Annotated in this window: 13 protein-coding genes and 1 pseudogene; 9 read left to right on the top strand and 5 right to left on the bottom strand. The window is 70.8% G+C overall.

The features are described from left to right. Positions 1-17: 17 nt before the first annotated feature. From ACIPYS_RS38410 to ACIPYS_RS38400, 3 genes are read right to left on the bottom strand one after another with little or no spacing between them, the layout of a single operon-like run. On the bottom strand, positions 18-1,283 hold the full coding sequence (locus tag ACIPYS_RS38410) for a multidrug effflux MFS transporter (protein ID WP_400755100.1): 1,266 nt from the start codon (positions 1,281-1,283) through the stop codon (positions 18-20). Between the two features lie 3 nt (positions 1,284-1,286). Then, complete coding sequence (locus tag ACIPYS_RS38405) at positions 1,287-1,931, bottom strand: NAD(P)-dependent oxidoreductase (protein ID WP_400755097.1); 645 nt, start codon at positions 1,929-1,931, stop codon at positions 1,287-1,289. A 23-nt stretch (positions 1,932-1,954) separates the two neighbouring features. Next, positions 1,955-2,707 (bottom strand): MBL fold metallo-hydrolase, encoded by a 753-nt coding sequence (locus ACIPYS_RS38400; protein WP_400755095.1) that lies wholly within the window; start codon positions 2,705-2,707, stop codon positions 1,955-1,957. Between the two features lie 81 nt (positions 2,708-2,788). Here ACIPYS_RS38400 and ACIPYS_RS38395 point away from each other — a divergent pair, with 81 nt between their 5' ends. Both ACIPYS_RS38395 and ACIPYS_RS38390 read left to right on the top strand, forming a co-directional pair. Continuing rightward, on the top strand, positions 2,789-3,418 hold the full coding sequence (locus ACIPYS_RS38395) for a winged helix-turn-helix transcriptional regulator (RefSeq protein ID WP_400755092.1): 630 nt from the start codon (positions 2,789-2,791) through the stop codon (positions 3,416-3,418). 154 nt (positions 3,419-3,572) lie between these two features. Continuing rightward, positions 3,573-4,013 (top strand): hypothetical protein, encoded by a 441-nt coding sequence (locus ACIPYS_RS38390; protein ID WP_400755089.1) that lies wholly within the window; start codon positions 3,573-3,575, stop codon positions 4,011-4,013. Between the two features lie 182 nt (positions 4,014-4,195). Here ACIPYS_RS38390 and ACIPYS_RS38385 read toward each other — a convergent pair whose 3' ends face one another. Further along, the gene (locus ACIPYS_RS38385) at positions 4,196-4,774 is read right to left on the bottom strand and encodes a PASTA domain-containing protein (RefSeq protein ID WP_400755086.1); all 579 of its coding nucleotides are present in this window, start codon (positions 4,772-4,774) and stop codon (positions 4,196-4,198) included. Further along, on the bottom strand, positions 4,771-5,319 hold the full coding sequence (locus tag ACIPYS_RS38380) for a SigE family RNA polymerase sigma factor (protein WP_400755083.1): 549 nt from the start codon (positions 5,317-5,319) through the stop codon (positions 4,771-4,773). The genes ACIPYS_RS38385 and ACIPYS_RS38380 overlap by 4 nt, the downstream gene beginning before the upstream one ends. 1,351 nt (positions 5,320-6,670) lie before the next feature. Between ACIPYS_RS38380 and ACIPYS_RS38375 the strand changes: the two genes are divergently transcribed. From ACIPYS_RS38375 to ACIPYS_RS38345, 7 genes and pseudogenes are all read left to right on the top strand, one after another. After that, a complete protein-coding gene (locus ACIPYS_RS38375; protein ID WP_400755080.1) occupies positions 6,671-9,460 on the top strand; it encodes a DnaB-like helicase C-terminal domain-containing protein in 2,790 nt (929 codons plus the stop codon). A 2-nt stretch (positions 9,461-9,462) separates the two neighbouring features. Next, positions 9,463-10,083 (top strand): hypothetical protein, encoded by a 621-nt coding sequence (locus ACIPYS_RS38370; RefSeq protein ID WP_400755076.1) that lies wholly within the window; start codon positions 9,463-9,465, stop codon positions 10,081-10,083. An 89-nt stretch (positions 10,084-10,172) separates the two neighbouring features. Continuing rightward, the gene (locus tag ACIPYS_RS38365; protein WP_400755073.1) at positions 10,173-10,739 is read left to right on the top strand and encodes an SMI1/KNR4 family protein; all 567 of its coding nucleotides are present in this window, start codon (positions 10,173-10,175) and stop codon (positions 10,737-10,739) included. Positions 10,740-11,113: 374 nt separating this feature from the next. Further along, complete coding sequence (locus ACIPYS_RS38360) at positions 11,114-11,587, top strand: hypothetical protein (RefSeq protein ID WP_400755070.1); 474 nt, start codon at positions 11,114-11,116, stop codon at positions 11,585-11,587. 40 nt (positions 11,588-11,627) lie between these two features. Continuing rightward, positions 11,628-12,424 (top strand): IS5 family transposase gene (locus ACIPYS_RS38355; protein ID WP_400755150.1). Its coding sequence is split into 2 segments (ribosomal slippage): positions 11,628-11,964 and positions 11,964-12,424, totalling 798 coding nucleotides; the frame shifts between segments, so codons are not numbered across the junction. A 15-nt stretch (positions 12,425-12,439) separates the two neighbouring features. After that, positions 12,440-12,652, top strand: a pseudogene (locus tag ACIPYS_RS38350) (hypothetical protein); the annotation flags it as partial. 183 nt (positions 12,653-12,835) lie between these two features. Then, positions 12,836-13,489, top strand: coding sequence for a hypothetical protein (locus ACIPYS_RS38345; protein ID WP_400755067.1), 654 nt, complete (start codon positions 12,836-12,838; stop codon positions 13,487-13,489). The last annotated feature ends 433 nt before the right edge of the window (positions 13,490-13,922 follow it).

Genomic DNA, 13,922 nt, shown 5'->3' with positions numbered 1-13,922 from the left:
ATTTGAGGAATCCAGCATTAGTGGACCTTGCCGCGTCCGCGATCGATGTGCCGGCGCGGTCGCCGGTGCCCGGCAGGTCCTTGGCGGGCCGGCCTGCGAGTGCGCTCACCGGGCACCGACCGGGTGAGGACGCCGAGTGTGAGCAGAGCGAGTGCCGGCAGCACGGCGACGATGATTCCCATCGGCAGGGCGTCGGTGGCGCCACCCGCGCCGGCCAGCGGAGCAAGTGCCCCGCCGATCATGAACTGGCCGAAGCCGAGCAGAGCGGCGGCCGACCCGGCGTGTCCGCCGTGGTCGGCCAGGGCCTGGGCCGCGGCGTTCGGCATGACGAGGCCCACGCTGGAGACCAGGACGAACAGGCCGATCAGGAGTGCGGGCAGGGGTGCCCGTGTCAGCACGGCGCCCAGGACCGTGGTGCCACCGGCTGTCGCGCCCAGCAGACCGGCGAGCAGCAGCACGCGGGCGCCGGCCCGGGCCACCAGCCGGCCGCTGATCCGGGCGGCCGCAATGAGTCCGGTGGCGTTGACGGCGAACACGGCGCTGTACTGCTGCGGTGACAGGCCGTGGATTTCCTGCAGGACGAACGGCGAGCCGGAGATGTAGGCGAACATCGCCGCGAAGACCAGGCCGTTGGCCAGGACGTACCCGGTGAAGACCCGGTCGCCGAGCAGTTGCCCGACGACAGCCGGCAGCGGCTGGCGTGCCGCGGAGGACCGGGTCTCCGGCAGTCCTGCAGCGGAGGCCGCCAGCATCACGGCGCCGAGTACGGCCAGGGCCACGAAGATTCCAGGCCAGGCCGTGACGCGCAGTAGCTGGCCGCCGAGGACCGGCGCGAACACCGGCGCCAGGCCGGTGATCAAGGTCAGTGCGGAGAAGAGACGTGCGGTGCGGGTTCCGGAGGTGCGGTCGCGGACCATGGCGTTGGCGATGACGATGCCGAACGCCCCGCCGATGCCCTGGACCAGGCGCAGGCCGACGAAGGTCCGGACGTCGGGCGCCACCGCGCAGAGCGCGCTGGCGATCGTGTAGAGGGCGAGGCCCGCCAGCAACGGACGCCGCCGGCCGTAGGTGTCGCTCAGCGGCCCGGCGATCAGCTGCCCGACGGCCAGCCCGGCCAGGCAGGCGGTGATGGTGAGCTGGGTGGCCGCGGCGCCGGCGCGCAGGTCGTCGGCGAGGTCCGGCAGTCCGGGCAGGTAGCCGTCGATGGACAGTGGTCCCAGGGCCACGAGCGCTGCGAGCAGGACGATGAATCGGGTCTGCCGGCCGGCGGCGTCGTTGCTCATGGCTCAGTACGCCACGGTGATGCGGCGGCGGATCGCGGTGCCGCTCTCGATCGTGTCGGCCAAGGCGATCGCGTAGTCGGCGTACGAGATGCGGCTGTTGCCGTCGTCGTCGGTGAGCAGGGTGTCCCCGGCGCTGCGGTAGGCCCCGGTCCGCTCGCCCGCTCCGATGACTGCGGCGGGCGACACGTACGTCCAGTCGAGGTCGTGCACGCCGCGGTAGAGGTCGAGTGCTTCGGACTGGGCCTCGGCGTTGGCCTTCCACAGCGCGGGGAAGTCCGGGTCGTCCATGACCCGGGCGCCGGTCGGCGTGCGGAGGCTACCGGCACCGCCGACGGTGACCAGGCGGGTGACGCCGGCTCGGCGGAGTCCGTCGATCAGCGCACGGGCGGCACCGAGGATCGTGGCGCGGTCGTTCTCCTGGCCGATCCGGGGGCCGACGGCCGACAGTACGGCGTCGTGGGAGGCGGCGAGGCCGGCGACCGCGGCGGCGTCCGTGACGTCACCGGTGGTCACGGTCAGGGCCTTGTGCTCGAGCCCGTCGATGTGGCCGGCTCGGGTGACCGCGGTGACGGTGTGGCCGCGACGCAGTAGTTCCTCGGTGGTGGGCCGGCCGATGTTGCCGCTGGCACCGAACAGGACGATCTTCATGTGCTGCTCCTTGTTTCTGATGGTCAGAGGACGGACTGGCCGTCGGCGACGATGGCCGCGGTGATGCCGCGCTCGTCGGCGGCGTGCTGGAAGCGCTGCTCGATGTCGGGTTGTTCGGTGTAGAAGGGCGGGTTGTGGAACAGGCCGTAGTGCATGGCGCAGACGGTGCCGGCGCCGAGTGCGACGGCGGCCTCGACGCCCTGCTCGGGGGTCATGGTCGCCGGGACGTTGGCCGCGTAGCCCTCGAAGTGGGCGATGACGCCGTTGACCGGGACGAACGCGACGTCGAACGGGCCGTGGTCGCGGGCGATCTGCCACCAGCTGCCGTGCCACTGGGTGTCGCCGCAGTGGATGACCCGCCGGCCGGCGCCTTCGACGACCCAGGCGACCTGGTCACAGTCGTTGCCGCGCCAGTCCAGCGAGGTCACCGGGGTGACGGTCAGCTCTCCGATGCGGCGTGACCGGCCCAGGTCCTGGGCGACGGGGGTGATGCCCGCCTCGTGCAGCGCCGCCGCGCTCGGGGTGTGGCAGCCGATCGTGCCGGTGGCCGCGATCCGGGCGATCAGGTCGTGGTCGTAGTGGTCGGGGTGCAGGTGGGTGATGAGGGCGTGGGTGCCGGGCGGGGCATCGACCGGGTCGACCGGCCGGTGCGGCGGCCCCATCACCGGCGCCAGCGGAGCGACGTTCTCGAGCGGGTCGATCAGCAGGCGGGTGTCGCCGAGACGGATCTCGACGCCGGCCCAGGCCAGCCGACGCACGGAAAGGGTGGAGGTCATGGGCAGTGACGCTAGACCGACGTTGTTGAGAAAGTCAACAAGAGAGTTTTGAATCTCAACACCACGAGGTAGGGTGGTGGCATGCGCACCTACGGGCAGTACTGCGGCATCGCGAAAGCACTGGACGCCATCGGCGACCGATGGACCCTGCTGATCGTCCGTGAACTGCTCGCCCTGGGTCCTTGCCGGCACACCGACCTGCGCAACGGGCTGCCCGGGATCGCCAGCAACCTGCTGGTCGACCGGCTCCGCGAACTCGAGGAAGCCGGCCTGGTCCGCCGCGAGCCCGCGCCGCCGCCGGTGGCCACCACCCTGTTCTCCCTCACCGAGCGTGGCCGCGCGCTGGAGCCGGTGCTGCAGGAGCTGAGCCGGTGGGGCGTGCCGCTGTTGCGTGAGCCGGGCGGCAACGACACCTTCCGCACCCACTGGCTGGACGTGCCCGCCCGGGCACTGACCGACCACCGCCCCGACCAGCCGGCAATCGCCCTGCAACTGCACGCCGACGGCAGCGAGGACCTGGTCATCGAGGTCAAGGACGGCTCGGTGCACACACACGCCGGCCGGGTCGACCACCCCACCGCGTCCCTGACCGGACCGCCGCACCTGCTGGCTGCGACTCTGCTCGGCGACCTCGATCTGAACGCCGCAGTACAGCAAGGCCTGCGGCTCAGCGGCGAACGCGAGGCAGTAATGCGCATCCTGCCCCGCTGATCGACCGGCCGCTCGCGGGCCTGCGATCCCAAGCCCTACCGAGTCTGCACGGTCTCAAAAACGGTCAGTTGCGAGAGTTCTGCAAGGCCCCCGGACCGTGTCCGGTTTGCCCGAATCTCCGTTCGTAGAACATCTCTCGGACGGGACGGGCGCGATGTTCTTCGCCGTGCTGGCCGCCGCCGCCCGGATCGAGCGCAACTACATCCGGGAGAAGACGCTGGAGGGCCGGCAGACCGCCGCGGCCAAGGGCAACCACGGCGGCCGGCCCAAGGCCATCGACGACGACATGCCGACCTTCGCCCTCGCCCTCAAGGCCAAGGGCGTCCCGGTGCCGGACATCGCCGGGAAGCCGGTCATCAAGACCGGCAACAACGCCGGGAAGAATCCCTCGGTGGCCTCCGTCCACCGGGCACTGGCCGAGGCCGAGGAAGCCGCCGCCGCCCAGGCCGACGACGACCCTCCCCTGCGGCCCGCACCCGTCCGGCTCCACCGGCCCGGCGACCCGCTCGCCGCCGAGGACCTTCAGCTGCGCGAGCGCCTGGTCGCCCCGCGCGCCGAACTCACCGCCGCCGACCGCGAGGAGGTCTCCCGGTGATCCCAGCCCGCACCGGACGAAGGGCGGCGCGCTGCTGCTCGCAGCCGAGGAACCCGGGCAGTCCGGCCCGTTCGGTACATGGGCCGACAACCCGGAGCCGCCGTTCCCCCGCTCCGGGTGGCTCCCCTGCCCGGCAGGACGGGGCGCCGTCCGCCGGTGCGCGGGCCGAAGGGCCCGGTCGCTCAGGTTCCGCCGGGTTTGCCCGTCGAGACCAGCAGGAGGACGGACGAGCCCGGTGCCACCGGTCCTGCGCCGCCCCGGGGGGCACTGCTGATCACCTGCCCGGCAGGAGCGTTCCAGTCCGTGTGTCGCATGATCGTGCAGCTCAGTCCGAGTCCGCGCAGCAGGCTTCCGGCCTGTTCGACCGGCATGCCGGCCAGGTCCGGCAGCGCGACGCCCGCTCCCGCGGTCTGCTCCTGCTCCTGTGTCGGAGTCGCATCGGCGCCTCCGCCCTTGGGGGTGCCGGTGGCGAGCGGGGTGCACGCCCCGTTCGCCGATGGGGGCAGGGACAGGGAGGCGCCGGGCGCGGGCGGCACGGGCTTCAGCGCGAAGAACCCCACCGTGGCGCATGCCAGCACGCAGCACGCCGCAGCGGTGCCGAGGAGCGCCCGGCGGGTGCGGCTGCGGCCGACGACTCGCTCGATCGCGGCCGCGTCGACGACCGGCGCCGCCGGCCCGTCGGCGAAGGAGGCCACCGCGGCACGCAGCTCGGCTTCGAGACCCGGCTCGAACGGGGCGGGTCCGGACGACGTGTTCCTCACTTCGTACCTCCGAAAGCGGCCGACGGGGTGTGCGGCGCCCGGGCGCCCGATACGGAATCGCGCAGCTTGGCCAGGCCGCGGGCGAGCTGGGACCTCACCGCACTCGAAGAGATGTCCAGGACGTCGGCGACCTGCCGGGCGTCCAGATCGTGCAGGTAGTACAGGACCACCACGCTGCGCATGCCCATCGGCAGCCCGAGCAGTGCCTCGATCAGTTCCGCGCGCAGATCCACCTGCCCGAACCGGTCCCGGGGGTCGGCCGTCTCGGGCACCCCCGACAGCCCGGGGCGCTCGCCCAGGCGCGACAGCCGCCGCCAGCGGTCGTTGGCCAGGTTGACCAGCACCTTGCGCACGTACGCCTCCGGCGAGTCCGCCACCGCGACCTTCCGCCACCGTCGGCACGCCCGCTCCAGCGCCTCCTGCACCAGATCCTCGGCCACGTGCACGTCACCGGTCAGCGCATACGCGGTGCGGAACAACGCTCCCGACCGCTGTGCGACGAACTCCGTGAATCCGTTGCCCGGACCGCTCCTGCGAAACCTCACCCGCCGACCTCCTCTCCTCGTCCCGTCCCGATCACTGCCCCTATGACGGCGGAACGGGGCCGGGTGCTGCACCGGGCCACCGGCAGTGACGTGAATCACAGCCGGGACGGAAGGGTGTCCCAGGACCTCGCGCCGCTGCCGCCCGGAGTGGGGCGGTGCCCGGCGTCCCGCACGGGCGGAGCGGAAGCGGGCTCGGGCTCCGACCGGCCGCCCGTCGTCACGGAACGCGGGCCGGCCCTCTCCCGGGAGGCGAGCCGGCGAGTCCGGCCGTCCGGGGGTTCAGTCCTCCGGGATGCCCGGCCCGGCCGGTGGGGGCGGTGGGGCTGCGGCGAAGTGGTCTCCGCCCTGGCCGGCTCTGGGTGTCGGTCCTCCCACAGCTCGGTCATCTCGCGGTCGCAGTGGTAGCCGTACATGGATGCGCTGTCGGCCAGGTCGAAGAACAGCCCCGGGTTCGCCTTGTGCATCGCGGCCCCGACACCCGCACCGGCCCGCGCCTGCTCCCGTCGCACGACCTGCTCGTCGGGATGGACCGACCCAAGGGCCGCCTCGTCTGGCTGAACAACCCGCAGGTCCCCGCGCTGCTGAGGGGACCTCGCCACCGGCAACATCGCCCTCACCCACGAGGCCATCCAGCAGGTGCCGAACCGGCGGACCGCCACCTACCTGCGCGATCTGCTCATGGAATGCGGCGTCCTGCCCCGACCGCCAGCTCCTTCTCTTCCAATGCTGGCCGGCCGAACGGCTCGCGGCGACCACGGATGGCGGAATCCCGATCCCTGCCGATGCCAGCTTCCCGGCGACCGGCGCTATCGCGCCCGCACGAGCGCAGGCGTTCACACCTCGGGTACCGACAGCGGGTCCCTCAAGAACCCATGAGGTGCCGATGGACGGTGGGGGAGCACCTGAGCAGGCTGCTCGGTAGCATCTGCCAACCATCGATAGGCCGGCGACGCCGATCTCGCCCAGAGCCTTGCGGGAGACATACTCGCCCGCCCATGGGAGTAGGCGACCCTGGAACAACGACGACACCCCGCCGACCGGCGGTCGGCACAGCGTCCGTGCCCCGGTGCTACGCCCACCGGGGCGCCCCGTACGGTGCGGATCGTGCGCCACGACTGGCTCTCTGAGGTTGCACGGTGTTCGAGGGGCAATTGCAAGCCGCCGAGGACGCACTCCACCACGTAGCCATTACATACATGACCTATAGACAGCATCCTTTTGTCAAAGCTGACTTGCTAGATTCATGCAGCTCACCACACACTAATTTATGTATCGCATGTGCTAGGTTCTGCATTACATTACTGTTAGTTGTTCCCGCCTGCTGCCGTGCGCCCGTCCCTTGGAGGCCCTGGTGTCCGCCGTATCCGCCCCGCCGCCCGACCCCGCCCACCAGGGTGCGCACGTCGTGTCGCTGGGTGTGCACAAGGCCAGGCCGCTGCTGCCCCAGCTCATCAGGGATGCCGAGCAGGGCACCATCACCGAGCTCACCCGCGGTGAGGGCGAGCGGGCTCTGCTCGTCTCCGCCCACCTGGCCACCACAGCAGGCCTGGCCACGGCCGACTCGCCTGCCTTCGGTATCGCCGAGGCCCGCCCCGTCCTCGGCGACCTGGTCACCCATGCTGCCGCCGGCACCCCCCAGGTGCTGCTGCGCCACAAGCGGCCGGTGGCCGTCCTGGCCTGCGCCACCGCCCTCTTTCCGGCCGCCGCGACACCACCGGCCGTCTCCACCGCTGCCACGCCCGCCCCGCCGAGCACCATCACCGAGCCCCCCGCCGCCCTGGCGAACCCGGCGGCTGTGGCCGCGCAGACTCCGGCCGTCGCGTCCCACCTCCCCACCGACCCTGTCGAAGCCCCCCGTGCTCCGGCAGCCGGGCCCGCCGCTGCCGCTCCGGCCTCCGGGCCGTCAGCTACCGCTGCTGCACCCGCACTCGAGCACGCTGCCGTGCCTGCCGCCGCTACCGCGGCGCCACCGGTCCCGCGCCGCCGGCTTGCCCCGCTCGGGGAGGCCCTGGACACCCTGCTCCCCGCCACCGCCGCGGCGGTCGGGGACGGCGAGCAGACTCAGCCGGCGGGCCTGCCGACCGGTATCCCCACCCTCGACCAGGCCCTCGGAGGCCTGCAACCGGGCCGGTTCTACCTGGCCGCCGGCGCCCCGGGCACCGGGGCGAGCCTTCTGGCGATCAGTGCCGCCCGTGCCACCGCGCTCGACCAGCACCGCACCGTCCTGTACGCGGCCTCCGGGCTGACCCGGGCCGACATCGCCGCCCGCGTGATCGCTTCCCACACCCCGACCGACTACCGCCGCCTACGCGCCGGAACCCTCGACGACGCCGACCGCCAGGCCGTCGCCCGCACCGCCGAGCTCCTCGCCGCGGCGCCGCTACTGATCGACGACGGCACCGGCCTGGACGCGGAGGCAATCACCACCACCGCCGCCGACATTCCCGGCCTGGCCCTCGTCGTGGTCGACCGCCTCCAGACCGCCCCCGACCCCCGCCTGCCCCTGTCCGGCGCGTCCGCTCTCGCCGACGCCGGCCAGGCCCTGGCCCACCTTGCCCGCACCCACCACCTCCCGGTGCTCGCCGCCCTCGACACCGACAACCCCGACCTGATCTCCTCCCTCGCCGCCGACGTCACCTTCACCCTCACCCCCGACACCACCCCCACCACCGGTACTGGCGGCTACATCCGTCTCGCCATCGCCGAACGCGACCTCGGCCCCCTGACCACCCTCACCCTGGCCGCCGACCCGGCCCACGCCCGCCTCACCGACCCCACCCCCGACCCTGCGGCAACCCCCGCCGCGGCCCCCACTACGCCGCTCGCTCCCGCGCCCGCTCCCTCCGTCGGCCCGGCCTCCGAACCCGCCCCGACCAGCGCGGCCCCCGCGGTGCCCGCAACCGGACCCGCTCAGGCACCGAAGGTGCCCCAGACACTCGACACGACCACCGAAGGCCTCCCAGAGCCCGCTACGCCGCTTCCCGGCACCACCCTGGCCCCCGAGGCAGCCGAGGGCGCCCACGGCTCGTCCCACGTGCCCGCCGTGCAGAGCCCTGCCGCAGATGTTCCTGCCACCTTCGAGACCGGCAACCAGCCGCTGCGCCCCGCCCGTTCCGGCAGCGCCCGGGCGGCCGCCGCCCGCGGCACCGGCTACTCGGACCGGGACTACAGCTACTACCTCGACATGATCAGCTCGGCGGTCGACCAGGCCCTGCAGGAGCACGGCCGCGACACCGAGGCCGCGACCGCCGCGCTGGAGAACAAGGCCATCCCGAACGGGATGGAACTCTTCGACGCGACCCGCGTCGGCGCCACCTACGAACACACCGTCTACCCCGAGACCCTGGACTTCCTGCGCAAAAAGTCCCGCAACGGCGCCGACGACATCTGGGAGGGCCGCCACAAGTGGGAGAACGTCGCCCTGCTCGACGACCTGCGCAAGGGCCGATTGCTCCCGGTGGCGGTCGATGTCCTGGACACCAACGCCGCCTACTGCACCGCCCTGAAGACCCACCTACCGATCGGCGCCCTCCAACACCAGCCCGACGGCGGCTTCGACCCGAAGCGCTCCGGCATCTACCTCCTGCCCAAGCGCCCCACCTGGCAGCACCCCCACCTGCCCGACCCGATCGGAAACCGCCGCGAAACCGGCCCCGTCCTCCTCGACGACGCCACCGTCCGCCTGCTGATCCGCTGCCACAAGCTCGGCCTCGCCGACGCCCCCCACATCACCGAAGCCTGGACCTCCGGCGCCAGCGAAAGCCTGCTGGAGAAGTACCGCCGCGTCCTGACCATCGCCCGCGAGAACGCCATCACCACCGCCGACACCGTCACCGAGGCCTACGTGAAGGCGATCTACGCCAAGTTCGTCTCCACCATCGGCGAATCCACCCACAACCGCGACCTGCGCCGCCCGGACTGGATGCACATCATCCGCTCCCAAGCCTTCGCCAACCTCTGGTACAAGGCCCACCGCGCCCACACCCACGGCCTGACCATCGTCGCCCTGCGCGGCACCGACGAACTCCACACCACCAGCGACAGCACCGACTGGCGCACCGTGTTCACCGAGGGCCGCCTCACCACCCAGCTGAAACTCAAGGACCAGTACACCCTCCCGCGCACCCGAAAGGCCGCCTGAACGTGTCGACCGACGGATGGAAGAACTTCGGCAAGTACGGCGCCCATCTGGACCCCGGCAACGTCCACGGCAAGATCGCCCTCGGCCGCGCCCTCGAAGACGCCCTCGAGCGCATGATCATCGAAGGCGGCATCAAATCCCCGCCCACCACCCGCCGTGGCCTGCTCGCCCGGATGCGCTATCTCACCACCACCACCGGCGGCACCCAGGCCCTCAGCGACGCCGGCATCACCGCCACCCCCCGCACCATCCGAGCCTGGACCCACGGCACCCAGCGCCCCCGCCCCCACAATCTCGAAGCCATCGACACCGCCTACTGGAACCTGCGCGCCCACAACGTCCTCACCAACCCCCACGGCTTCAAGCAGCACCTCAACAACGCCGGCCGCGGCACCCGAGTCGAGATCCACCCCGTCAACCAGGACCTCGTCGACCAGCCCCGCCGCCGCGACAACCTCCGCCTGCGCACCATCCAGGTCCGCTACGTCTGGGACGAGGCCGTCGACGCCATGGTCGACGGCGACGAGGCGAAGCTGGAGGAGATCTGGGACGACGTCATCGCCGACCTCGACTCCGACTGGGGCGCCTACACCTACGTCTCCCACATCGGCCTCGGCGCCTGAACACCACCACCTCAAGCACTGATGGCAGTCCCCGAACGGCCACCCGCACTACGGAGCCCCAGGTAGCCACCCCACTACAGTTCCGCCCCGTGACCGGTACCCTCCGCCGCACCGCTGCAGACGACGACGCACTCCTGGAACGGCTGCACGACCTCACGTGGGGCACCGGAACCACAAGCGATCCCCACGGCTGTCTCCCGGACCAGCCGTTTCCCCCGCTCACGAACGCCAAGGTCGAGCAAGTGGAGCGGCAACTCGGCCACGAGCTGCCGCCACTGCTCCGACGCATCTACACCGAGATCGACGACGGGGGATTCGGCCCGGAAGGAGACCTCGCCTCGCTGACACCGCGCCGCATCCCGTACCGGCACAGACCGGACTGGCCCTGCGCAACCTCCCTCCACACGCGAGGGCCAAAGTACGGGCGGCCGGCGTCATGGCTCTTCCTGACAGGCGGCGACTGCAGCATGCAGTGGCACGTCTCGTCGATCGCGATCGACAACCCCGTCCTGCTCTGGGACGCCGACCGCTGGGAACCCGACTGGGGCGAAAACCCCCACGACGGCCTGTGCTACACCGCACCGTCACTGCGCCAACGGCTGTGGACCTGGGCGGACGGAGGCAACGCGTGGGACGAAGCACTCAAGATCATTTAGGTGCTGCGGCCACAAGCGGCTTGACGATCTTCCCCACCAAGCACCACACGTCCCAGCCGGACAAACGGGCCCATCCCCGCCAACGCCCCACCTCGTCCCACCCTGCCGCTGCGCCCCACACCCCGCTGCACCGCCCCTTTCCGGGAAGGCCAGAACGCCGCCCTCCGCGTACCCCCGCTGCGCCGACCTGCCCAGGCCGGCGCAACGGCGCTCCGGTGCAGCACCCCGGAGCCTGCCGGGACGGCGACTGCGCCGCTTCTGGGACAGCTGTCCGAGCGGTCTGCCACACTCGGCCCGTGGCGGTGGATCCGAAGAAGCTGCGAGAAGCGGTCAGCACTGTCGTCCAGGGGCTCCATTCCTGTACCCACCGGGAGTTGACCGAGCTCAGGCTACCGATACCCGCGGCAGGCACAGGCTCGAAGAGCCAGCGCCTGGAAGCCTGCCTCAAGGCACTCCCGGACGACGGCGGCTTCCTCCAGGCCGCGCAGCGCCTCCTTGACTCCCCGCAGGTGTCCGTCCGCGGGAAGGAGCGGTTCGCCCTCGAGGACGCCGTCTGGGACGCCGGAACGGTCATCGAGATCCCGGGCCGGGTGCGGCGCGAGCTGGCCGCCGCGATCAACCTCGACGAGCTGCTCTACCGCGAGGACAGGTTCGAGCGCGCACTGGAACGGTTCTGGCACCTGGACGACGACTCGATGGCGCTGTGGACGGGATCGTCGACGACGAGCCTGCGGGCCCGGATCCACCAGCACGTGTTCCGCAACCGAGAGGACTGGTCGGCGGAGGAGCTGTTCGAGCAGCTCGGGGTCTTCGAGGCCGGCTCCGCCAGGTTCACCCGCTTCCTCTAAGAAGACATCTCATTTGGGCTTGTAGGCTGCTCGCGTGACGATCGTGGAGCGTCTGGTGCCGGACGAGTTGTGGGAGTTGTTCCAGCGGGTGGTGCCGCCGGTGCCGACCCGGCCGCAGGGCGGCGGTCGGCGGCGCCACAGAGACCGGGAGGTGCTGGCCGCGATCGTGTTCGTCGCCACGTCGGGCTGCACATGGGCCCAACTTCCGCCGTGCTTCGGGCCGTCGGGTCCCACCGCGCACCGGCGCTTCACGGAGTGGACCGCGGCCCGGGTCTGGGCGAAGCTCTACCGGCTGGTCCTGGACGAGCTCGGTGCGGGGGGCGAGCTGGACTGGTCTCGGTGCGCGGTCGACTCCGTGAACATGCGGGCCCTGAAAAAGGGGATCTGACGGGTCCGAATCCTGTCGATCGGGGCAAGTTCGGGTCGAAGATCCACCTGCTCACCGAACGCACCGGCCTGCCCATCTCCCTCGCGGTCTCCGGCGCGAACCTGCACGACAGCCAGGCCCTGATCCCGCTCGTCGAGGCGATCCCGCCGATCCGCTCCCGTCGCGGACCCAGACGCCGCCGACCCGGCAAACTGCACGGCGACAAAGCCTACGACCACCGCTTCATCCGCTCCTACCTGCGACGACGCCAGATCGCCCACCGCATCGCCCGCCGCGGCATCGAGCCCTCGACCCACCTTGGGCGGCACCGTTGGGTGATCGAGCGCACCGTCGCGTGGTTCGGCGGCTTCCGCCGGCTCCACCGCCGCTACGAACGCAAGGGCACCCACTTCGCCGCGTTCGCCACCATCGCCGCGGCCCTCATCTGCCACCGCAGAATCACCAAATGAGATGTCTTCTAAACCCTGGTCGACCCGGCAACCCTCCCGGACGCTGGCGCCCAAGTCCGCCTCGTCGAGACGCTCAACACGGCGCTGGCACCGACCGCAATCCGCCTCGAGCAGACCGGCGAGCGCGACGGCTACCGACACTTCCAGCTCCTGCGCACCGGCCCCGGCGCCGCCCGCCGGCCGAAGACCCTGATCTTCGTCACCACTGCCAAGCCCGACATCCGCTTCCTGAGCGTCGTCGACAACGATCTCGAAGTCCTGCAGGGGATAGACCAGGTCCTCGTCTACGACCGGACCATCGGCCCGGACGGCATCCGCTGGTGCGACCTGCAGCAGTGGTGGCAGGAGAAAACCGGCACCGACGACATCGAGCAGGCCAAGAAGGACCTCTACAACCGTCTGCTGGCCTCCATGCCCAGCGAGGACGTCTCTCCCCAGCGCGACCTCTACCGGCTCTATCACCGTATCTACGGCGCCCGCGCCTGGACCCTACCCGCCCTGCTCCCAGAGGTCTGGCTGCACTGGGACCACAAGACCGTCCAACAACGCAGCGTCGAAGCCCTGCTGAACCACCGTATGGACTTCCTATTGCTCCTACCGGGCGGCCACCGCGCCGTCCTGGAAGTCGACGGCCGCCACCACTACGCGACCGCCAAGGCGTACGAGGACACTGTCCGCGGCGACCGCGACCTCAAGCTCCGCGGCTACGAGGTCTACCGATTCAGCTCCACCGAGCTCAGCAACCGACACCACGCTGGCCCCCTCCTCGAGCAGTTCTTCACCACCCTCTCACCATCCCGCCAGCGGAGCCCCCCAACACCTGACGCCCGAACCCGGCTGGGAACCTGGGCCAGGCGCACCCACTGGCCGGGCCCGCGTCAGCCCTCAAGGCCAAGCAACTGTTCACGAGTTCATCACGGCCGGGCAGCCGTGTGCGATACAGAACCCACCCGGTCGATCAGTTCTGTATCGCCGAAACCTTGCCTCATTGGCATTACACATGTGTATTCGCAAGCCGTCGACATACCGTTACATAACATCGGCCGACCAACTCTCATTCTCTAGTTGCCAACATGGTCTAAACCAATGAGAAAAGTTTAGACCTGACTTGAGCCTAACCAAGGGTCACGAGAATCTCTGCAGCAGAGGAAACGGCATCACCTGGCTGCCCCTCACAGACCGTTCTTTCCGCCGGAGGCGGAACGAGCCCGGAGGGCGCTGAGAACGCTGGAATGAGGCCACACAGCAGCCACGAAACACCCGGCCCAAGCCGGTCCCCATGAAACTGGCAGGTCAGAGCCAGCCCTGAGCGAACCATCCGCCGGAGGAACCTGGTTCGCATTACAGAGATCAGAATCGGGCCGGCGGTGACCGCCACCACCCACCGCGTCGAGCCGTCCGACTTCACGCCGCCCTAGCCAGCTGGCGTCGCGGAGCGACGCCGCAGCATTCCGTCACGGTAGTGACGGCGCGTCATGTCTCCGGAGGAGACGGCGCG

Source organism: Kitasatospora sp. NPDC089913, from assembly GCF_044748625.1.
In the GTDB taxonomy this organism is placed as follows: domain Bacteria; phylum Actinomycetota; class Actinomycetes; order Streptomycetales; family Streptomycetaceae; genus Kitasatospora.
Note: the sequence above shows the minus strand (reverse complement) of the source record. Positions and strands in the feature narration are given on the sequence as shown.